The sequence below is a fragment of the Neobacillus sp. NRS-1170 genome (assembly GCF_050468025.1).
Genome location: NZ_JBITPF010000014.1, coordinates 321,031 through 343,436 on the forward strand (window position 1 = coordinate 321,031; position 22,406 = coordinate 343,436).

The window sequence follows — 22,406 nt, forward strand, 5'->3', positions numbered from 1 at the left end:
GGAATAAAAAAACGTCTGCTCATAAGCATTCCTTCTTGCTCATATTTATAATGAATGATTGGCTAATTGTAAACTATATAAAAATATGAAGAAAGGAGCAGGAGATGAAAGAACTTTATTTAAATGAGATTAGCCCGATAATTGGTGGTGTATTGGTACAGGGAGAGGGTAATCCTCTCATAAAAAATGTAGTTACGAAACCTTCAAAGATCGGCCCTAATACTCTTCTCATCGACCTATATACAAAATCTAAAATTGACTCCACGTTATTTAGAAAATCAACTCCTGTAATTGTTGTAACAGAAAAACCAAAGGATTTTTCCCGCTTTGGAGATGGAATTACGATAATTAAAGTAGATGACATTGATGATACTTACTGGAGATTCATTGATTATTATCGAAGTCTTTTCAGTATCCCGATAATTGGAATCACAGGTACTGCAGGAAAGACAACAGCGAAGGAAATGCTTAAACATATCCTTGAAAAACGTTATACAGTCCAAGCAACCTATAAAAGCTTTAATGGAGGGCAGCGAAGTCACAGATATTTACTTGGAATTAATGAGAATACTGGAGCAGCTGTTATTGAAATGGGTGTAGACTACCCTGGTGATATTCTGGACTATTTGAAATATTTTCGCCCGAATATAAGGATGATATTAAACATTGATGTCTATCATTTAGTGGGCTGTAAAACACCAGAACGTTATTTGAAAGCAAAATCCGAAATTCTTCATGATTTAGATCCAGTGAATGGGACACTGATCCTAAATGGTGATGATCCGAACATTAAAAAAATTGATGTAAGTAAATTTTCCAATATTATCCAATATTTTGGCTTAAGTGAGGGCTGTCACCTTCGAGCGGAAAACGTGACTTCCGACTCTAAAGGTATTCGGTTTACTCTCCACCATCAGAATCAAACCTATCCTGTCTTCGTACCTGGAAGCGGAAAACATAATGTATATAATGCACTTGCTGCAATTGCTGCTGCTTCGAGTGCAGGTGTAGAAATAAAAGAGGCCTGCGAAGATTTGGCCACGTTCAACCATATGATTGAACATTTGGAGTTCAAGAATGGGATGGGAGGAGCAACGATCATTGACGATACGTGGAATGTAACACCCATTTCCATGACATCAGCCCTTCAGGTATTGAATGAGATATCAGGTTCCAAAAGAAAAATTGCGCTTTTAGGATTTATGCCTCAGCTTGGCGATGGAGATTATGCACAGCAAGAGTATGCCAAGATGGGTAGTAGGGCATTCGATGCCAAGTTGGATTTACTTATTGTTGTTGGGGATCAGGCAAAAAAAATTGGAAGTCGAGCAATAGAACTTGGGATGGACCCAAGTAATGTATTCTTTTCAAACGATGGGAATGAAATCTCTCAAATTCTTCAACCTTATTTGAACCAGGATTCGACAATACTTCTTAAACTACCCCATCGAGTTATGATTCAAGATTCATTTAAAGAGCTTAAATCAAAAATCATTGAATCATGAGAGGGGAACAGTATGAAACCTCTATTTCTCCAAGATATTCTTGAACAGATAGGCGGTACCAATGTTAAGGGATCGAGGAACCCTTTGATTCAGAATGTTGTTTATCGACCTAAAAAAATAAAAGACTTTACCTTACTTTTTTATCGCTATCATGATATGAAAATTGAAAAAAATTTATTTAAAAAATACAAATCGGTTGTGGTGGTGACTGAACTCCCTGATAAATTCAAAGATTTGTCAGAGGATGTTATTATCATAAAAGTTTCAAATATTGAAAAAGCATACTGGAAATTTATTTCCTATTATCGCCAGCTTTTTCAAATACCTGTTATTGGTATCACGGGAACGTGCGGAAAAACAACAACAAAACAAATGGTAAAACATATCTTAAGACAATACTATAAAGTCCATTCTACATTTCTAAGCAATAATCAAAGATCCCTTAATTTAAAATATTTGCTTGGAATCGATGATGAAACAGAAGCAGCCGTATTTGAAATGCCTGTTGCCTCACCTGGTTACCTAACGAATACAATCCAATATTTCCAACCTCAAATTCGAATCCTTCTAAACATTGACGTATACCACCTAACAGATAGCAAAACACCAGAAGCCTATATGAAGGCAAAAGCAGAAATCATAAATGGGCTGGATCCTCAAACTGGTATCATCATATTGAACGCAGACGATGAGAACATAAAAAAAGTGTTGGATGTTAACGGTTATCAGCATGTCATTTATTTTGGCTTGAGCGACGGCTGTCACTTTCGGGCTAAGGATATTCAATATGAAGAAAGAGGAATGAAATTCTTACTGGCTCATCAAAATCAAACTTTTCCTGTTTTTGTCCCCGGCTACGGCAAACCCAATGTCTATAATGCCCTTGCTTCCATTGCAGCAGCTTCCTCTGCAGGAATGGATGTAAAGGAATGTTGTGAGAGAATGTCATCTTTTGAACAAATGAACGAACATTTGGAATTCCATATTGGAGCAGGCGGATGCACGATAATTGATGATACATGGAATGCTGCCCCTCTTTCTATGGCCTCTGCCCTCGAAGTATTACAAGAAACTTCAAGTACAAAAATGAAAATCGCTCTATTGGGCTATATGCCTCAATTAGGCGAGAGTAAATATGCGCTGGAGCAGTATGCAAGAATGGGAGAAAAAGCAGTCGAAACCAACCTTGATCATCTCGTAATTGTAGGCGATGAAACAGCAGAAATCGGCAGGAAAGCACTTGAAATCGGCATGGACCCTAGTAAAGTCCATTTTTGCAAAAATGGTATAGAAATTTATCAATTAATTGAACCGTATTTAAATCAAAATACTGCCCTTCTAATGAAAATACCCCACCGAGTCATGGTCCAGGACTCCTTCAAGGAGTTAAAGCAAAAAATCCTGGATAAAGGCCAATGATTTGTTTACAACTGAAAGGGAGATAGCAATGAAGAAGACAACAAAATTAAAAAACTTAATTAATTCCAGCGAATTGGAATATATTATGGAGGCCCACAATGGTTTATCAGCAAAAATTGTTGAAGAAGCGGGCTTCAAAGGAATTTGGGGGAGCGGGTTATCCATCTCAGCTTCAATGGGAGTCCGTGATAATAACGAAGCATCATGGACACAAGTTCTCGACACGCTGGACTTTATGAGTGAAGCAACTTCCATTCCCATTCTTCTCGATGGCGACACAGGATACGGTAACTTTAATAATGCGCGACGACTTGTAAAAAAATTAGAGTCCAGACAAATTGCCGGAGTTTGTATTGAGGACAAATTATTCCCAAAAACTAATTCTTTTATCGGCGGAGAAACACAGCCCCTTGCCGATATAGAAGAATTTTGCGGAAAAATTAAAGCAATGAAGGATAGTCAAATGGATGATGACTTTGTTGTCGTCTCTAGAGTCGAGGCCTTTATTGCCGGATGGGGACTTAGTGAGGCGCTTAGGAGGGCCGAGGCATATCGCCAGGCCGGAACCGATGCCATCCTAATGCATAGCAAGAGAAGTGATATAACTGAGATTGAGGCCTTTATGAAGGAGTGGGGAGGCAGACTGCCAGTCGTGCTTGTACCAACGAAATACTATACAGTTCCAACCCAAAAATTTAGAGAATTGGGTGCTAACCTTGTTATATGGGCAAATCATAATCTTAGGTCAGCGATAACAGCCATGCAAAAAACCACAAAGCAAATCTTTGAAGAAGAAAGTCTAATCCATATTGAAAAACAGGTTGTTTCTGTTGATGAAGTATTTCGAATACAGGGAGCAGATGAGCTAAAGAGAGCGGAAAAAAGATATCTACCTGCCTCTGGAAAGAACGTAAATGCAGTCATCTTGGCAGCGAGCCGCGGGGATATGGAAGAGTTGACTGATGAAATCCCAAAAACCTTATTAGAGGTTGGGGGAAGGCCAATTCTATCAATCCAGGTGGACGAATTTAACAAGGTTGGTATTAAAGATATTTCCGTAGTCAGGGGATTTGCGAAAGACAGGGTTGCTGCAGCCAATTTTTCAGTGATTGATAATGATTTATATTCGGAAACGAAGGAACTTTACTCCTTATATCTAGCTCGGGAAAAAATTAAAGAAAATACTATCATAAGCTATGGAGATATTATTTTTAAAAATTATATTCTTAACGACCTCTTAAATGATATGAGTGACATTACCCTCATTGTAGACGCAGATGTAGAAACCATCACCAATGATCGCGACTTAGTATCCACTTCCACTCCATACTCCAAAAAGCTATATTCCAGTACTGTTAAATTTACTAAAATGTCCGGTGACTTAAAAGACAAAGAAATCCATGGGGAATTTATCGGCCTTTGGAAGGTAAACAAAAACGGTTCTAACATTGTAAAAAAAGCTCTTGCTGATTTATCCGAAAGAGAAAACTTTAAACAACTGACCATGGCTGACCTCTTTAATTACATTAGTCTTTCACATCCGATTGCCGTGAAATATATTAAGGGTTCATGGCTTGATATTGATACAATCATAGATCTCCATAAAGCAGGTGATTTGTTTGATAAGCACTAAAGAATTTGGCAATGAATTAAGAAGGCATGGGTTTGATTTTTTCACAGGTGTCCCTTGTTCATTTTTAAAGAATTTAATTAACTATGCGATTAATGATTGTGATTATATTGCAGCAACCAATGAGGGAGAAGTAGTTGCTATTGCTGCAGGAGCTTATCTGGGTGGAAAAAAACCAGTTGTTCTCATGCAAAATTCTGGGTTAACCAATGCCGTTTCGCCATTGGTATCCCTAAATTTCCCCTTCCGGCTTCCAGTTCTTGGCTTTGTCAGCCTAAGAGGGGAGCCGGGGATCCCAGATGAACCACAACATGAGTTAATGGGTTGTATTACGACAGAAATGCTGGACCTTATGAATATTAAATGGGAGTATCTATCAAGTGATTTCGACGAGGTAAAGAAGCAATTAGTTAGGGCCAATGCTTATTTCGAAAACGATCAATCTTTCTTTTTTGTTGTGAAAAAAAATACGTTTGAGAAAGAACCCTTAAATGAACAAAAGCAACTCTCAAACCAAAATAAAATCAAAATAATGAAAACTAAAGAAAATGAATTTCCTACAAGATTTGAAACATTAAAGCTGATTAATTCTTTAAAAGGGGAAAAAACTGTTCAATTAGCGACTACAGGAAAAACGGGAAGAGAGCTTTATGAAGTTGAGGATTCACACAATAACCTATATATGGTTGGTTCAATGGGTTGTATAAGTTCGATTGGCCTCGGTCTTGCATTAACTAAAAAGGATCATGAAATTGTTGTCATTGAAGGAGATGGAGCCCTTTTGATGCGGATGGGGAGTCTTGCAACAAATGGATATTACGCTCCCAAAAATATGCTTCATATTCTTTTAGATAATAATACTCATGATTCTACGGGCGGACAGCTCACGGTATCCCACAATGTACAATTCGTTGACATTGCTGCAGCCTCCGGTTACTCAAATTCTATTCACATTCATAACCTGACAGAATTAGAAGCCCAAATAAATGCTTGGAAGAAAGACAAACAACTGACCTTTCTTTATATTAACATTGCAAAAGGATCAAAAGAAAATCTAGGCAGACCAAAAATGAAGCCACATGAAGTAAAAGAGAGATTGAAGGTGTTCCTGGATGGTTAAAACGGCCGTTATCTTAGCTGGGGGTATGGGCACCCGACTGCGTGAAAAAACAGAAAACCTGCCAAAAGGTTTTCTAAAATTGGATGACAAGCCCATTATTGAGCAATCTATTTTAAAGTTACTGGAGTCAGGGATAGAGACGATTATCATAGGAACTGGGCATTTGTCTGAAGTCTATGAGCAGCTGACTACAAAATTTCCACAAATTCACTGTGTACGGAATGATAAATATAGAACAACGGGCAGTATGTATACTCTTTATAACGTGAGGGGGCACGTTTCCGAGGACTTCCTTCTTCTGGAAAGTGACCTTATCTATGAAAAACAAGCTTTAGATCGATTAGTTCAGCAGAAAAAGCCAGACGTCATCTTAGCAAGTGGTTTTACAAATTCTAATGATGAAGTTTTTCTTGAAATCGATGAAAATCAGCATTTAGTGAATATGTCTAAAAACCGACATGATCTAAAGTCAATTGACGCAGAGTTAACGGGAATCTCAAAAATTTCCCATCAAGCTTTTCTCGCAATGTGTGACTATGCCCAGTCTAGTTTTAAAGAAAATCCATTATTGGATTATGAATCGGCACTGATTGGCATATCGAAACAAATTAAATTATATGTTGATAAGCTGGATCATTTAATCTGGTGTGAAATTGACAATGAAGTGCATTTGCTTCGTGCAAAGCAATTTATATATCCAATGATTAAAATGAAAGAAAAGAATTTTCCGTCCGTAAAAAGAAACATATTATTAAATCCTGGTCCTGCTACAACGACTGATACTGTAAAATATGCCCAGGTTGTTCCAGACATTTGTCCGAGAGAAGAAGAATTCGGTGAAGTAATGGAAATGATCTCAACTGAACTTACAAAATTGGTTGCAGATCCGACCAATTATACTGCCGTATTGTTTGGTGGGTCTGGAACTGCAGCGGTTGAGTCGATTTTAAGCTCTGTTATTGGTGATGAAGCCGTGCTTATCATTAATAACGGTTCTTACGGAAAAAGGATGTGTCAGATAGCAGAAATTTATAGGCTGAATTATCTTGAATACAAAAGTAGTTCGCATGAAGAGATAGATTTAATTGCCTTAGAGGACTACATTCAAAAAGCAACTATGAAAATTTCCCATTTATGCGTGGTTCATAACGAAACCACAACAGGACTGCTAAATGATATCGGAAAAATTGGACGTATTTGCGGAATTTATGACATTCAATTGATTGTCGATGCTATGAGCTCATTTGCGGCTATCCCAATCGACATGGAGCAAATGAATATTAGCTATCTTGCCGCCTCTTCTAACAAAAACCTGCAAGGCATGGCTGGTGTAAGTTTCGTTATTGCCAACACGGCCGATTTGGGTCAGACCCAGCATCTTAAACCAAGGAACATGTATCTTCATCTTTATTCACAGTATCGCCATTTTTTAAAAACGAAGCAAATGCGGTTCACTCCTCCTGTTCAGACACTTTATGCTCTTAAACAAGCAATCATAGAAGTGATCATTGAGGGAGTGGAGAAGAGGTATGAGAGGTATACCAAGACATGGGAAGTGCTTATGAAAGGCATAGAAAGGCTGGGATTATCTCATTTAGTTAAGAAGGAAGATCATTCCCGTATCATTACTGCGATTGTTGAACCTGATAACCCTAGCTATCGTTTTGAAGATATGCATGATTATTTTTATTCTCAAGGATTTACAATCTATCCAGGAAAGCTTGAAGGACAGAATACCTTTCGAGTTGCAAATATTGGGGAAATTACATGTAATGACATGGAAAAATTTATAGATCTTCTCGAACATTATTTTATAAAAATAGGTTATTGTCCTGAAAGGAACGAGATAAATGGCATTTCCTAAACATAGGTTAGCTGTTTCAGTTGCAGTTCTAAATAATCAAAATCAGATTCTTTTGGTAAAAAATTGGAAAAGAGGCTGGGAGTTCCCCGGAGGATACGTAGATAATGGGGAATCATTACATTCTGCAGCCATAAGGGAAGTGAAGGAGGAGGCTGGGATCGAGATTCAGTTATCGAAAATGTGCGGACTGATTCAAGATGTAAAAAATAGCCGATGTACGGTTCTTTTTTTAGGCAGCCCATTCCGCGGCGAGGTAAGCGGAGGGGATGATGCCTTGGATGCTGGTTATTTTCCTATTGAAGAGGCACTAAATAAAGTAACCTGGAAAACGTATAAGGAAAGAATTATTAAATGCTTAAATGAAGATACCCATCCGTTTATTATTGAATCCTAAGTCATAACAAGGAGTTCTTAAATGAGTGTCTCTTATGTCTTGTTATCTACGGAAGAAGCAATCGCTAAGTACAAAAAGAATTACAAGGACTATGTCCGAAAAGAATTGGTGAAGGTAGATAAATATAGGGCAACCTATCGAAATTTAAAAGGCAGTCTGGCTGACCAAGTTGTGGAAAGAGCGATCTGGTATATGCATCATGGCTATACTGTGTATGGAAATGGCTACAATTCCTATCACACCCACGGAGTTCTTGATTGCTCTGGATTTGCCAAATTAGTTTTTGGTGATTTTGGCTTTAAATTATCGGGGGTCTCTAAAAAATATGAATCAATTGAAATTGGGCGGAGAGTTGAAGGTGTCCATCCTAAACTGGTGGATTCATATTGGGGGCTTGATGGTGTGGAAAATCTGCGGCTGGGCGATATTTTAACGTGGTGGAAGCAAAGAGCTGACGGAACATATTTCATCGGTCATGTTGGAATATATATGGGGCAACTTGACGGGAAACCAACGGTAATCTGCACAGCAACAGGCGCACCAACGGCCATCGGGATTATCAGTAAATATAAACACTGGTATGGTAAGCATTTCTATAATGCCCAACGAATACTTCCGGAAGGCTCGTGGACTCCTGATGTGGTAATTTCTGGTCACAAAGATAAAGGGCCAGTAATTCCGAAGAGTTATGTTCTACCGCCTCAAAATCCTATAATCATGCCTTAATATTATGATTATTGCATACAATTACTCTACTTTATCAAGTCCCTGATTTTATTTAACAGATTTTGCTAATGGTTTTCGGTTTTGGGCATACATTTATGAATCCTTTTCATAAAATAAAGTATTGACTTTGTTACCCGTTGCAACCAAAGGGGTGTAGACCGTGCAACTCGATACCGTAGATTTTGGTTTCATATATCATGAAAAAAAGCAAAAGCAGCTTTATACGATGATGATCGATCAATTCAGACATTTGTCAAAAAGTAAAAATATAAAAATTGTTCTCTTTACATTAGGTCATTTGGATTTAGAAGAACTGGTTGTTACCGGTACAATGATTGCAGGTGACAATATTAGTCATGGACCATGTAAAGTACCAGCTTATATTTATAATTTTGCTCTCCATTCAACTGCCGATAAAATTGATAAAATGCGCATTTTAAGGAAATTGGAGGCTATTACTGTTATAAATCCAGTAAATCGCTTCATACAAGGAATCATTTTCGAAATGTTAGCATCTTGTCCAACATTTCGGCAATATCTCTTGCCATCAAAATCATTTAATACTTCCACCTTAATCGATTATGATCACAAATATGATACATTTTTTCTTCTGCCGGAAAATTCATTTCTCCCGCCGAAAGCTGTTGTAATCAAAAAATTTCAGAACAATGACTATATGATTTACATTGGACAAAATGGGCAATTGCGAAAAAAGGAAGATTTGGTTAGTTATATAAAAAAAATGATAAACAAAAAGAAATATATCTTATTCAAAGGGATCGAGCTCTTGAGAATGGGAAATGATCCATTAGAGACGAAGATATTTCTGCAGAAAAGTGAGAAGGGCGAATGGTGCAGTACAGTTATGGCAGTTAAAAAAGGGATTTTTTCGAGAAAAGAGTTGTCTTATTCTACATCAAGCGAAGCGACACGCGATTTAATAAGTCCAGTAAACGAAGAACAACTATCAGATATTTCAATCCAAATTGGCAGGTTTTTAGATTTCCACATCCCATTCATTGGAAGTTATACATTTGACTTTATTTTCGACGAAAATAATTGCCCCTATCTGATTCATATTAGCGGTTTCGAACAAGACCAAACCTTCTTTCAACTCCTAGATTTCGATACTCAATTAACACTTCTCAATAATTCATTTAATTATCTGTATTATCAAATGAATAATTATGTAACGAAAAGGGTGCAGCCAAATGGATTGGATCAAAATTGAGCGAGGTGCTGCGGATACTTCAAATCAATTCCAACATATTATTTACACTTCAATTGAAATGGCAAACAAACTAAAAACCAAGACTAAACTGATCTTTGGACAAAAAGAAATCCCTATAACGGTGAAAGCAAATCCTGACGTTTTATCTTCAATAGGAAATCATTTTGAAAATCCATCAGTCTTTCAAATGTCTCTAGAAACGATTGAAGAACTTCTACTTCAAACATCGGCCACATATCAAATGTATTTTTCCGAGTCGACGATTCACATAGGACCAGTAATCGGCTTCTTGTTAGGTGATCAACATTTTTATTATCATCACCGCAGAATGAAAGAACTTACGGATGCCATGGGAGTTTATCAACAAGTAGGTGGACTCTTCGTCGCGTTCCGATATTGTTCGATTGATTGGAATGAAAAATGTATTTACGGGCAATATTATAATTTTGTTACTCAAAAATGGGAGTATGGGAAATTGCCTTTACCTTCTGTCGTTTATCGAAGAGGTTTTAATTCTCGGAATAATTTTGTAAATCAGTATAAAGATGAGTTAAATTGGAAGGTATTTAATGACGTTAGATTTGATAAATGGGAGTTATACAGTCGAATAAAGGATAATGAATACCTAAGTCCCATAATCCCTGAAACCGAAATATTGAGCTTATCAAATCTTTCAAGGTTTCTACAACTATATAAAAATGTGATACTAAAACCAAAAAATCTTTCTAGAGGCAGAGGCATATCAATAATTACTGAGAAACCCAACGGATGGATAAAAATTCACGATCATCAACAATATAACGACATTATTATTCATTTTACTCAATTAGAGGAATATTTAAGTAAGGGAATATACCAGCAAAATGAGTATATTATCCAGCCATATATTAATTTAGCTAAAATTGATGGCAGACCATGGGATATCAGAGTTGTAATGCAAAAAAACAGAAGCAATGAATGGCTATGTAATGGTATCGAGTGCAGACTTGCTCCTATGGGCAGAATGATTACAAATATTTCGAACGGAGGCAGGGCGCTTTACCTAAATGAGGCATTGGAACTAGCGTTTGGTACGGAAGTGGATATTGATCAAATCGAAAAAGAAATTTTCTCTATCTCGCTAGAGTTTTGCAAAATAATGGATGAAACAGGCTATCATTTTGCTGAATTTGGTTTAGATTTAGCCCTTGACCAGCAAAAACATTTTTGGTTTATAGAATCGAATGTACGACCAGCTTTTAAAGGATTTAAAGAGTTGGATGAGAGAATTTATCAGCGGATTTGCTATGAACCAATTCTATATTCTGCTCAGGTGGCAGGTTTTGGCAGGGAGGTGCAAGATGAAAACAAAATTCAACATCATTCCGGACCTGAATGCACTAAACTGCATAACCATGCATCCGAATATGGCAAAACAGAATAATATTTCAGCCCGAAAAAGATGGTTTCTGCGATTTGGTATTCAATCTTTGGAAATAAAGCTTAGAACATCCTCTTTTTTAGAAGAAAACGAGTTGAAAATATCAGTTGAAGTCATTGAAAATCTTAGGATCCCTTTGAATTGCCGTTATGAGATTCGCCGGGAGATTAACGAAATAATTCTCGGGCCTTATATCGGAATCCTTACAGCATCTAAAAAGTCTAGTTTGGATGAAACAGTACAGTATTTATCCAATTATTTATATGATTATAATCATATCGGAGGAGCTGCATTGGCCTTCTCACTTGAAGGAATCAATCCAATTGAAAAGACAATCGAAGGATATTTATATAATCCAGAAATGAAAAAGTGGGAGCCAGGAGTGTATGCTTATCCTGCGTCAGTCTTTAAAATTATCTATCTCAATAAAGATTGGCGAAATCATTTTCAAACTGTATATGGCAGTCGTTTTTTTAACAGTTATGTGTTTAACAAATGGGAGATGTATAAATGGTTAAGTGAATCATCTGAGATAATTCCCTATCTGCCTAAAACCATGATTTATAATCATGCCGAAGATATTGATTACCTACTTGGAATGTATAATGAAATCTTTGTAAAACCAGTTCATGGCAGCATGGGTGACCGGATATTTAAGGTATCAAAAAATGGGATAAATGGACTGAAGTTAGAATATCATCAAAATGGTGTTCCGTATGAAAAGCAATTTTCAAGTATTCAAGAGCTGGACTCCTATTTTAAAGACCAGTTTAAGAAGAAAACCATTATTCTCCAGCAAGCTCTTGACTTAATCTCCTATGAGGGAAAAAAAATTGATTTCCGAATTGTTATGGTAAAAAACCAATCAGGTGTTTGGGAAGATATGTGTATGGTTGCAAAATATGGACAGCAAGGTAGCATAGTAACCAATATTCTTGCTGGTGGTACTGCTGAAATTGGAGAAATAACGATTCAAAAAATATTTGGTTTGTCAGATGAAGAGGTTTATAGGTTTCGTAAAGAAATTAATAGAATCATACTTAATGCTGCGGACCGAATTGAAGAATGTGGGGTACATTGTGGAAATTTAGGGGTAGATATCGCGATTGACACCTCGAAAAACGTATGGATTATTGAAATGAACAACTTGAATCCTAGTCCGTTGTTCGCTCTTGATATCAATGACAGACCACTTTTTTATCAAATCAAACGGCTGAATATGTTATATGCAAAAAGACTTGCTGGTTTTCCGGAGGATTTGCAATGAGCCAGTATATAAAAAGAATGTCAACTATAAACGAAAAACTAATGCTTCTTCCAGAAGCTTTGTTGAAAGTCGGGGAAGCCCGGCATCGCAGGATGATTGTGAATATAGGCAAGTGGAGACATGAGGTTAATGTTGAGTTCCAAAACGATTTGCCGGATTATTTTATTGGAATGGCTAGTTCTCTAAAATTACCTTTTGAACTTCCTGATCAGCTCCAATATGAAATGAAAATTCACGGCAGGAATATTCACATAGGTCCTGTCATTGGTTTTCTTGCTTTTAAGGAAAAACAAGATATGAACATTGAGGCATTAAATCAATATTTAAGTTATTTTACAAGCTATGACCACATTAAGGGACTCATTTATATTTGTGCAGCTGATAGCATCAATTATTCTAATCAAACTATCGAGGGATTTTATTATCAGGGGGAGGGTAATGGAGAAGACGTTGTCTGGAAATTTGGTACATTTCCATTTCCTGATTGCTTATACCTTCATATTGATGTAAACAAAACGGATTATGATAAAATGGTTTCGATTTTCGGAGATTCTATAGTTAACACGAACTTATGTAATAAGTGGGAATTATGGGAATGGCTTCACGACGATAAACAACTTCTAGAACACTTGCCATTTACTGTGTTATTGGAAGACATACAAAACCTCGATGAGATGTTAGCAGAATTTGGATCCGCATATATTAAACCTGTCGAAGCAGGCAAGGGACAAAATTTTTTTAAGGTAGAAAAAACGGGTGAAAAATATCGATTCATCGATTATTTTTCAATGGAAAATAATTTTGATAGCCGTGATGAAGCAAAAAAATTTCTAAACGCCTTGTTATCGAATGGAGTATATCTAGTTCAGCAAGCTGTTCCTGTTAAGAGATACGATCAACGCTGGGTAGATTTTATTGTTATGATGCAAAAAAATGCAAGGATGGATTGGAAATGTTCCTATATCGCTGCTCAACTTAGTGAAATTGAAAGTACACCTTCTTTTTCCAGTAAAACAGCATTCACATTAAATGGCAGAGATGCTTTTAGGAAGTTATTTCAAATGGATGAAAGAGAGGTTTTTTTAAAGGAACAGGAAATCATAGAGTTTTGTATCTATATTTGTAAAAATCTAGAAAAATCTGGCGGAAACTATGCTGAAATGGGTATTCAAATCATTTTAGATGAGTCACAGAAATTATGGCTGGTAACTATCAGTCCTTTAAAAGATCATATAGCATTACTAAATTCAGATAAGCAATTGTATTTAAAAGTTGTAACGGCTCCCTTTGATTATGCAAAATCAATTTCCGACTTTAAGTAAAAGGCTCTGTTAAACAATATTTTCAAAAAGCCCTTAAATTATGGCATCATAATTGAGGGCTTTTAAATTTATTGGCTTTGTAAAGGGCATTGTTAATGTTTTAACACTGTTGATTGGAGCGCAAATCAACAATCAAGTTTAACACAGCCAATTTATTAAATAATTCTATCATACATGTTAAACATACATATTTAATTGCTGGATAGAATTACTATATTTGCCATTAATAGATTTTGAAAAAAGCAAAAAAAGTATATGATACTAGACCATATACTTCTATTTAAATGTTGTTAATTCATCCATAATGTAGGAACTTCTTTTTTGTATAAAATCAAAAATGACTTTCTTTTCTTCATCTATTGCTTCAGGATTTGAAGTAATATATGGGTCAAGGCTCATGTATGGTTTTATTGTCTCAAAAAGATTATTAATAATAGGCTCTTGAACTTTAAGAGTAAAATCATTTTCCAAGATATTTGATAGGATATCCTTGTATTGTCTCTTAAATCTAGTAAGATGAAGGAGCCTTGCCGTAAGGGTGTTATATCCAGTAAATGGAACGTAATCATATGCCATCAACCGGCCGCGAATATTTCGTCCCCAAGTGCCATCATGGTCCCATGGGCTGATTTCATATAATTGTGTTTTACTATTTTTATATAAGGCATAATTATGAATAAAACCATCATAGTTTTGGGTACAAACAACTCCAGCTACCCATTTTAGATATTGATCGACGTCCAGTACTTTGGCAATTTCTTTTTCAAAATCTTCATTACTTAAAGTGTTTATCATGGCAATAAATTGTTCTAATTCCTCTAGATCTTCGTTCGTACCAAACTTTAAGGTATATCCTTGACTCAACCGGGTTTTCAGTTCTTTCTTTTTGGTTAGTAATGAGAAATTTGCCCGATTATTGGTCGCATAAATAATTGGGCCTGTTGGTAAATTTCTTTTTTCTAGAAGATGTTGGTCGACAGATTCAATCTCTAGGTAAATGCCCTTACAATATCCGTTAATATAGAGGAGAACATGCTTAGAGTGGGGGGCCAAAACACCGATCCTATCAAATAAATCAAATGAGAGTTTATTTCTGCTCATAGTAACATCAATGTATTCCGCATTTAGGATTATTTCATGGGCTCCATCTACAACAGAAGGCTTATCGAAAATAATTCGATAAGATTTTTTTTTCTTATCTCTAATGACATTCCCTCTGTAGGAAATTTGTACTGTATATCGATTTTCCCCAATCATTAATTCAGCAGGCACTAAATCATCTTTCCAAATGTCCCTATTCAATTTTCTTAACCACTTAGGATTGATAAAAATCTCATATTTTAACACTTGAATTCCCCTAAACAACTTTTTTCTAGATATATGCATTTTTGTATATGTATGTGTTTATAAACTTAAAAAAATTACAAGCAAAAAAATTAAATGTTTGTCTATGGCAAATGTGCTAATTCCACATAAATTGGAATAGAGAATAAAATATCTAGAAAGTGGTGGAAAAATGGTTTTAAAACTTGATATTGCAGAGTTGCTTTCGCAAGCAGAACAAAATAATGTTGTCGGCTTTATGGATAATAACCCTGTTGGAAGAAAATACAAACAATGTGTTGCACAAATGAGTTCTTCAAGCTCCTCCAGTACAGGAAGTACAGGCAGATCTAGCAGTACGGGCTCTAGAAGCAGTAGCAGCAGTAGCAGTAGCAGTAGCAGAGGTAAAAAAGGTCCTGGTAAAAGGGGTAGCAGTGGATCCAGCAGTAGCTCAAGCAGCAGCTCTAGCAGTAGCTCAAGTAGCAGTTCTAGCAGTAGCTCAAGCAGCCGAGGAAGCAGCTCAAGCAGCCGAGGAAGCAGCTCAAGCAGCCGAGGAAGCAGCTCAAGCAGCCGAGGAAGCAGCTCAAGCAGCCGAGGAAGCAGCTCAAGCAGTCGAGGAAGCAGCTCAAGCAGCAGAGGATTCAGCTCAAGCAGCCGAGGAAGCAGCTCAAGCAGTCGAGGAAGCAGCTCAAGCAGCAGAGGATTCAGCTCAAGCAGTCGAGGAAGCAGTTCTAGAAGCCGAGAAAGCAGCTTTAGTAGCGGCACTGTAGGTGGTACAGGTACTGGTTCTACAGGTAGCGGCTCTAGTAGCGGTTTCAGCTGCCGAGAAAGCAGCTCTAGTAGCGGCACTGTAGGTGGTACAGGTGCTGGTTCTACAGGCAGTGGCTTTAGCAGCAGCTTTAGCAGCGGTTCGAGCAGCCTAGGAAGCAGCTCGAGCAGTCGAGCAAGCAGCTCAAGCAGCAGCGGCTCTTCGTGCAGCTCTTGGAGCGGCTCTTGGACCGGTTCCGGCAGCAGTTCTGGCAGCGGTTCCAGCAGCCGAGGAAGCAACACAAGTAGCGGCACTGTAGGTGGTACAGGTACCGGTTCTACAGGCAGCGGCTCCAGCAGCCGAGGAAGCAGCTCAAGTAGCAGCTCAAGTAGCGGCTCTAGTAGCAGCTCTGGCAGCTAAGGTAAGAGCGGCAGGTAAAAAAGCAATATTCAATTCCACCAGTCAAAAAAGAAGACACCGATACTGACCATCAGTATCGGTTATTTATTTGTTATAAATTACTAATAACTTAATGAATTCAATTTTCATCTAATTTATCTTACATATGCCTAGTAATCTACCATTATGATATCCGCCTATATAGAAAAAAATAGGTAATAATCTATATGAATTTTATAGATTAATGCTGATTTATTACTTATCCGAGATATTCGTTTAGGTCAAGCCTCACAAAACGGACGTAATATAGAGCAAGGACAAGAAATGAAGAAACGGAAAAATTAAGAACGAAACTCTTTGAAAGGAGTAAATTAATTTTTATGTACCATCAATCGACGGTTCTCATTACCATATTTGCTTTTATTTTAACAATGGTTATGATCTTTATCCGTCCAAAAAACATGAACGAAGCAATTCCGGCAACCATTGGAGCCATTCTTGTTTTTTTAAGTGGAAGCGTTTCGACAGGGGATTTACTAGATATCAGCTCCAAGGTAACCGGAGCAGCGATTACCATTATCGCAACCATTGTTATGGCAATTGTGCTTGAAAGCTTTGGTTTTTTTAACTGGACTGCAGCTCTAATGTTAAAACTATCAAAAGGAAAAGGTTTTCGCTTATTTTGGTTCACCCTACTGCTCTGCTTTCTCATGACGCTTTTCTTTAATAATGATGGCAGTATATTAATAACAACACCGATATTAATATTAATATTAAATAATTTGGGATTGAAAAATAAACAAAAAATTCCATTCCTGTTGAGTGGGGCGTTAATTGCAACTGCATCCAGTGCACCGATCGGTGTCAGTAATATTGTGAATCTAATTGCATTAAAAATAATTGGAATGGACCTTTATCTACAAACAGAAATGATGTTTGTGCCAGGGGTAATTGGGTTACTATTTCTTTCCTTTTTATTGTTTCTAGTATTCAAGAATGACATCCCCCGTGAGATCGGACACCATTCCTATTGTATCCCCTTGCAAAAAAACCGGCGGTACCACCCATTGCAGAATAACAAGGAAGATTTATTTAATCAACAACAAAAGCTAATGATTAGAATGCTAATCTTTGTATTTTTTGTAAGAATTAGTTTATTTGCAGCATCTTTTGTTGGCATATCGGTATCCTTAGTCGCCGTTCTCGGCTCGTTCATTTTATTAATTTGGAGATGGGTATATTTAAAGACCAATCCCAAGGATGTCGTCAAAAAGATTCCTTGGCATATTTTAATATTTGCTTTTAGTATGTATGTTATCATCTTTGGTTTACACAATATTGGCCTTTCAAGCTTTTTAATTGACCATTTAAAACCATTAGTCAGTGATAGCTTATTGCATGCAAGTTTAACCATGGGATTAATAACAGCATTGCTTTCCAACCTCTTTAACAATCACCCTGCATTAATGATCTCAACCTTAGCATTAACGGATATGGGATTAAGTCCGCTCCTTATAAAAACCGTTTACCTCGCTAATATAATTGGCAGTGATGTCGGCTCGCTTATTCTTCCAATCGGAACTTTAGCAACGCTTATCTGGATGCATATCCTAAAGAAAAATAAGATTAGAATAACCTGGATGGAATATATTAAAGTGACAATCCTGGTTATTCCCCTAACGTTGGTCTTCACGCTCATCTGCTTGTATTTTTGGTTATTACTCGTTTTTGTACCATAATCTTTTCTAGGACTCATCAAAGGATGAGTCCTTTTAATGGTTCTGTTAAACTTTGTTGTTGATTTGCGCTCAAATCAAAAGTGTTAAAAATCAACAATGAGCTTTTACAAAGCCTTTAATTTTTATTTTTTTAGCTTTAATTTCTAATCGTTGATCCATTCTTTTCACTTTCTTTCTCCTTGAATAATAAAATAAATGAATAATTCAGCGTTAACAAGGAAGTGAATAGAATGTGGTTAATGTCTCAATTAATCAACCAGAACTATCTCAAAAAGTATCAAGCCTTTATCATCAAGTGATTCAAGAAAGTGAAAGGGCATTAGAAAAATTCCCATTGGAAAATGGGCAGCAAAATCGGGATAACTTGCTGGCCTTTTTAGCACTTCGAAAATATCATTTACGTGAATTATATTTGCCATTAGCGGCTGAAGGGCTTCCACCTTTGGAATTCTCCACTTCGCACGTTTTATTTACCATGGAAAAAATATTAAACCACTTTAAGGTCAAAACTGAGCCACCCGCCAGGCTCACTATTCCCACACCAATTGAATCAAAAGAAATTTCGGAAAGAAATTCTGCAGAACTTTTTGGAAAAAGGGAGAAGCAGGTTCAATCTGCAATCATGGTTACTTTAGATGCCAAGATGATACATGAGCCTGAAATAATGAAAGAATTATTATTGAACGGAATGGAGATTGCCAGGATAAACTGTGCACACAATCACCAAGGGATATGGAAACTAATCATTGAAGGATTGCGGGGGGCGGAAAAAAAGTTAAAGGCAGAAGGGAATTATGATCATCGCACTTGCAAAATTTACATGGACATGGCAGGTCCAAAGGTGCGAATCGGCAAGCTTGACCAGGTCGAAATATCCGTCATAAAAGGCGACATTTTACGTTTATATCTTGACCCAGAAATGAAAGGGCACCCTGCTGCCGCTGATGTTCCGGCTGGTGTACCCGTTACACTTGAAAAAGCGTTTCGAAATGTCAGATTAAAGGATCGGATATTTATTGACGATGGTAAAATCAAAGGAGTCGTGAAGTATATTACATCAAAATATATTGAAATTACCATTCTTTCACCGGCCATTAAACCGCTTCGAATAAAAGAAGGAAAGGGGGTAAATTTGCCTGATTCACTTCCAAGCTTAAACGTTCCAGCTTTAACGGAAAAGGACCTTTATGATTTACCCTTTATTATTGAGCATGCCGACATTGTTGGAATTTCATTTGTTCATTCTCCAATAGACTTGGAAAAACTTCGTGAGGCAATGAAAAGATATAATGGAATGAACCTCGCAGTTGTGGCAAAAATTGAAACAAAAGATGCTGTTCACCAGACAGCTAGAATTATCCTCGAGGGCTTAAAGTTTAAAAGCTTTGGCATTATGATCGCAAGAGGGGATTTAGCCGTAGAGGTAGGACCGGAAAACTTGGCCATAGCCCAGGATGAAATCCTTAAAATTTGTTCTGCTGCTTATATCCCTGCCATTTGGGCAACAGGTGTCTTAGAAAAATTAACTAAAACAGGTGTTCCATCTCGAGCAGAAATGACCGATGCTTCATATGGAAAGCAAGCTGCTTGTATTATGCTAAACAAAGGTCCTTATATCATTGAGTCCTTAAAAATGCTTAGAACTATTCTGCAAACAGACCAAAGTCTTTCACCAAGGAACCACTCAAGTACTTACCAAATTTTATAGTGGGAGAAGAGTCGACGCAGCGCGGCTCTTTTTGTTTTATCGGGGGAATGTCTATATCCATTCTTTCCACTTTGAATACTATTAAAATAAAAGGCAGGTGAGTAAAGTGTATTTGGTCGGCTTTTATTCGCCAAAAGCAAAGTCTGGTGTAACAGAATTGTCCCTATCCGTTTTTCAGTGGCTGAAAACAAACACCAATTTATCTGTTGCATTCATTTCCTATGGATCATTAGAAAAAGAGGATCCTTCGAACCATCTCCTTCATGAATTCTCCAAGCTTACGCTGGCGGAACAAAAACAAAAAGTTAAAAAGATGAAGAAGGAGCATGACATCATCATCTATGATGCCTCGAGCCAGTTATCCGAAGGGGTTTTAAAGCTTTTGCCAATCGTGGATCGACTTTTTGTCGTCGGAGAGGAACACAAAGACTTTGCGGTGAAACTGCATCAAATTATTCAATTTAACAAAATTTTTGATAAGAGTGTTAAAAATTTTATTACTCATTTACAGGGGAATAAAACCTTCATCATCCGTGAAAATAAAGAAGACCGTGTAATTGGTTTTAATTATTCCAAGAAAGAAACTAATGATATTGGCCAAATGATATATACTGATTATGTAACCCATTACTTAAATGAAAAATTTATTGAAAAAAACGAAAAAATTTATCGAAAAATTAAAAGAATACCTAAGGCAGACTTGTTTAGAGGCCTTTATGAGCTGGGAATTGATTTCGAAAAAGCACTGCTTTTTAATAAATATGTCATTCTCCGCGAAGTATTAGGCCAGGATTACTACGAAGCACTCGAAAATCTTTTTCCCCATTTAATTAATTCCTCCTTTGAAGAACTCTTAGAAATGTTCCAAAACGAATTGTTTTTTATTACGAAACTGAAAATCTAAAATTAAAAGCCATTTGAAGTGAATGGCGTTTTATTTGAATTTAAATTATCAATTTTGTATGATTAGATTTTCTCTGCTAACTGGCCTGTTGATTTCCTCTCCGGGCACTCGCTTTCCGCGGGGAGGCTCCTTTGCACGCGCGCGGAAAGCGAAGCGACTGGAGCGCAAATCAACAGACAAATTAAAAGAACCATACAAAAAAAACGAGGGTGCCACTAAAAGTTATACTTTTGGGACACCCTCTGTTCTATTGGTGACCAAGCTGATAATATTGCTCCAATATTTCTGCTGGCACCATGCTTCCGCCTGTTGCCCAGGCGATATGAACAGCATTTTTCATTTTTTCAGTTAGGTGATGTTTCTGTAAATATTCAGAACCATCTTTGCCTAATTTTATTGGACCAATCATCCCAGCTAAAGCTGAAGGTTCTAAATGGATTTTCTCAGTATCTACTAAATCCTTTAATAGCTTATACATTTGTTCATCACTAATTGTATAAATGCCGCTTAAAAAAGGTTCAATGACTTTTCCGACAAATCCCGAAGGCCTGCCCACCGCAAGACCATCGGCAGCCGTAATATTATCTATTCCAACATCCTGAACAGCGATTTTATCGTGTAGTCCTGTCATTAATCCAAGTAACATACAAGAAGAGTGAGTCGGTTCTGCAAAGAAACAATGAACATGATCTTGAAACACTAATTTTAAACCAAATGCGACTCCTCCAGGCCCGCCTCCGACACCACATGGAAGATAAACGAACAAGGGATGATTTTCATCGATTGTTACGTTTAGCTTTTCTAATTGCCTTTTCAGGCGTAATGCAGCCACTGCGTAACCTAAGAAAAGATCGTGTGAGTTTTCATCATCGACAAAATAACAGAAAGGATCCGCATCTGCTTGTTTTCGTCCTTCCTCAACCGCTTTACTGTAATCCGCACTGTATTCAATAACTGTGACACTTTTACTACGTAGCAAATCTTTTTTCCATTGCTTGGCATCGGCGGACATATGAACCGTCACGTTAAAGCCTAACTTGGCGCTGATAATGCCAATACTTAATCCTAAATTTCCAGTAGAGCCTACAGCAATGGAAAATTGCGAGAAAAAGGTTCGAAAGCGATCACTATCAAGGATGGAATAATCATCTTTGAGCGTTAACAATCCATGTGTTAAGGCTAAAGTTTCCGCATGTTTAAGGACTTCATAAATGCCGCCTCTAGCTTTAATTGACCCTGAGATCGGAAGGTGGCTATCACATTTTAACAGTAATTCTCCTAAAATGTTTTGAGCGTAATCACCTTCTAGTTTTTGCTTCATAGAAGGTATTCTAATTAATGGTGATTCAATAATGCCATCAGCCTCTTTCGTTTCAGGAAAAACGCTGGCAATATAAGGCGCAAAACGGTTTAATCTTTCTTCGGCATTCAACACATCCTCAAAAGTGAGCGGCGACTTTTCAATTCCTGAATGAAAAGGCTCGATTTTTGGATTAAGCCAAAGCTCTTCCTCAAGGGATTTAAGGCTTTTTAATAAGGGATACTGTACATCAGATAAATTAATCTTCTCCAAAAAAAGAACCTCCATATCATTATCTATATTTATAGTTTAACGCAGGCATACAGTAGTAACCACCCTCTTTTTTAGTCATATTCCTTGCGTTTTTTTGAAACTTTAACAAATAAT

At 37.1% G+C, this 22,406-nt stretch carries 18 protein-coding genes; 16 read left to right on the forward strand and 2 right to left on the reverse strand.

The features are described 5' to 3' along the window. The first annotated feature begins 104 nt into the window (after positions 1-104). The 11 genes from ACIFOT_RS07150 to ACIFOT_RS07200 all read left to right on the forward strand — a co-directional run bounded on the left by ACIFOT_RS07150 (position 105) and on the right by ACIFOT_RS07200 (position 13,898). Positions 105-1,505 (forward strand): UDP-N-acetylmuramoyl-tripeptide--D-alanyl-D-alanine ligase, encoded by a 1,401-nt coding sequence (locus ACIFOT_RS07150; RefSeq protein ID WP_430063470.1) that lies wholly within the window; start codon positions 105-107, stop codon positions 1,503-1,505. A gap of 12 nt (positions 1,506-1,517) precedes the next feature. Then, the gene (locus tag ACIFOT_RS07155) at positions 1,518-2,924 is read left to right on the forward strand and encodes a Mur ligase family protein (RefSeq protein WP_430063471.1); all 1,407 of its coding nucleotides are present in this window, start codon (positions 1,518-1,520) and stop codon (positions 2,922-2,924) included. A 28-nt stretch (positions 2,925-2,952) separates the two neighbouring features. Beyond that, complete coding sequence (aepX, locus tag ACIFOT_RS07160; RefSeq protein ID WP_430063473.1) at positions 2,953-4,557, forward strand: phosphoenolpyruvate mutase; 1,605 nt, start codon at positions 2,953-2,955, stop codon at positions 4,555-4,557. After that, entirely contained in the window at positions 4,544-5,674 is a 1,131-nt protein-coding gene (gene aepY, locus ACIFOT_RS07165; protein WP_430063475.1) for a phosphonopyruvate decarboxylase, read from the forward strand. The genes aepX and aepY overlap by 14 nt, the downstream gene beginning before the upstream one ends. Continuing rightward, positions 5,667-7,538, forward strand: coding sequence for a 2-aminoethylphosphonate aminotransferase (locus tag ACIFOT_RS07170; RefSeq protein ID WP_430063477.1), 1,872 nt, complete (start codon positions 5,667-5,669; stop codon positions 7,536-7,538). The genes aepY and ACIFOT_RS07170 overlap by 8 nt, the downstream gene beginning before the upstream one ends. Next, complete coding sequence (locus ACIFOT_RS07175) at positions 7,525-7,932, forward strand: NUDIX hydrolase (protein ID WP_430063479.1); 408 nt, start codon at positions 7,525-7,527, stop codon at positions 7,930-7,932. The genes ACIFOT_RS07170 and ACIFOT_RS07175 overlap by 14 nt, the downstream gene beginning before the upstream one ends. A 21-nt stretch (positions 7,933-7,953) precedes the next feature. Next, positions 7,954-8,658 (forward strand): NlpC/P60 family protein, encoded by a 705-nt coding sequence (locus tag ACIFOT_RS07180; RefSeq protein ID WP_430063481.1) that lies wholly within the window; start codon positions 7,954-7,956, stop codon positions 8,656-8,658. A 160-nt stretch (positions 8,659-8,818) separates the two neighbouring features. Then, entirely contained in the window at positions 8,819-9,889 is a 1,071-nt protein-coding gene (locus ACIFOT_RS07185; RefSeq protein WP_430063483.1) for a YheC/YheD family protein, read from the forward strand. Next, the gene (locus ACIFOT_RS07190; RefSeq protein WP_430063485.1) at positions 9,870-11,312 is read left to right on the forward strand and encodes a YheC/YheD family protein; all 1,443 of its coding nucleotides are present in this window, start codon (positions 9,870-9,872) and stop codon (positions 11,310-11,312) included. The genes ACIFOT_RS07185 and ACIFOT_RS07190 overlap by 20 nt, the downstream gene beginning before the upstream one ends. Next, the gene (locus ACIFOT_RS07195) at positions 11,230-12,576 is read left to right on the forward strand and encodes a YheC/YheD family protein (protein WP_430063486.1); all 1,347 of its coding nucleotides are present in this window, start codon (positions 11,230-11,232) and stop codon (positions 12,574-12,576) included. Before ACIFOT_RS07190 ends, ACIFOT_RS07195 begins: the two co-directional genes overlap by 83 nt. Beyond that, positions 12,573-13,898, forward strand: a complete 1,326-nt coding sequence (locus tag ACIFOT_RS07200) for a YheC/YheD family protein (RefSeq protein ID WP_430063488.1) — start codon at positions 12,573-12,575, stop codon at positions 13,896-13,898. Before ACIFOT_RS07195 ends, ACIFOT_RS07200 begins: the two co-directional genes overlap by 4 nt. Positions 13,899-14,174: 276 nt before the next feature. Here ACIFOT_RS07200 and ACIFOT_RS07205 read toward each other — a convergent pair whose 3' ends face one another. Continuing rightward, complete coding sequence (locus ACIFOT_RS07205) at positions 14,175-15,245, reverse strand: CotH kinase family protein (RefSeq protein WP_430063490.1); 1,071 nt, start codon at positions 15,243-15,245, stop codon at positions 14,175-14,177. 410 nt (positions 15,246-15,655) lie between these two features. Here ACIFOT_RS07205 and ACIFOT_RS07210 point away from each other — a divergent pair, with 410 nt between their 5' ends. The 5 genes from ACIFOT_RS07210 to ACIFOT_RS07230 all read left to right on the forward strand — a co-directional run bounded on the left by ACIFOT_RS07210 (position 15,656) and on the right by ACIFOT_RS07230 (position 20,719). Then, complete coding sequence (locus ACIFOT_RS07210; RefSeq protein WP_430063492.1) at positions 15,656-15,991, forward strand: hypothetical protein; 336 nt, start codon at positions 15,656-15,658, stop codon at positions 15,989-15,991. Positions 15,992-16,288: 297 nt separating this feature from the next. Further along, a complete protein-coding gene (locus ACIFOT_RS07215; RefSeq protein ID WP_430063494.1) occupies positions 16,289-16,456 on the forward strand; it encodes a hypothetical protein in 168 nt (55 codons plus the stop codon). A gap of 292 nt (positions 16,457-16,748) precedes the next feature. Beyond that, positions 16,749-18,107, forward strand: coding sequence for an arsenic transporter (locus tag ACIFOT_RS07220; protein WP_430063496.1), 1,359 nt, complete (start codon positions 16,749-16,751; stop codon positions 18,105-18,107). A 232-nt stretch (positions 18,108-18,339) separates the two neighbouring features. After that, positions 18,340-19,815: a pyruvate kinase gene (locus ACIFOT_RS07225; RefSeq protein WP_430063498.1), complete on the forward strand. Its 1,476-nt coding sequence runs from the start codon at positions 18,340-18,342 to the stop codon at positions 19,813-19,815. Between the two features lie 106 nt (positions 19,816-19,921). Next, a complete protein-coding gene (locus tag ACIFOT_RS07230) occupies positions 19,922-20,719 on the forward strand; it encodes a hypothetical protein (RefSeq protein ID WP_430063500.1) in 798 nt (265 codons plus the stop codon). Between the two features lie 247 nt (positions 20,720-20,966). On the opposite strand, the gene ACIFOT_RS07235 is transcribed toward ACIFOT_RS07230, so the two are convergent. After that, a complete protein-coding gene (locus ACIFOT_RS07235; protein ID WP_430063502.1) occupies positions 20,967-22,292 on the reverse strand; it encodes a D-serine ammonia-lyase in 1,326 nt (441 codons plus the stop codon). Between the last annotated feature and the right edge of the window lie 114 nt (positions 22,293-22,406).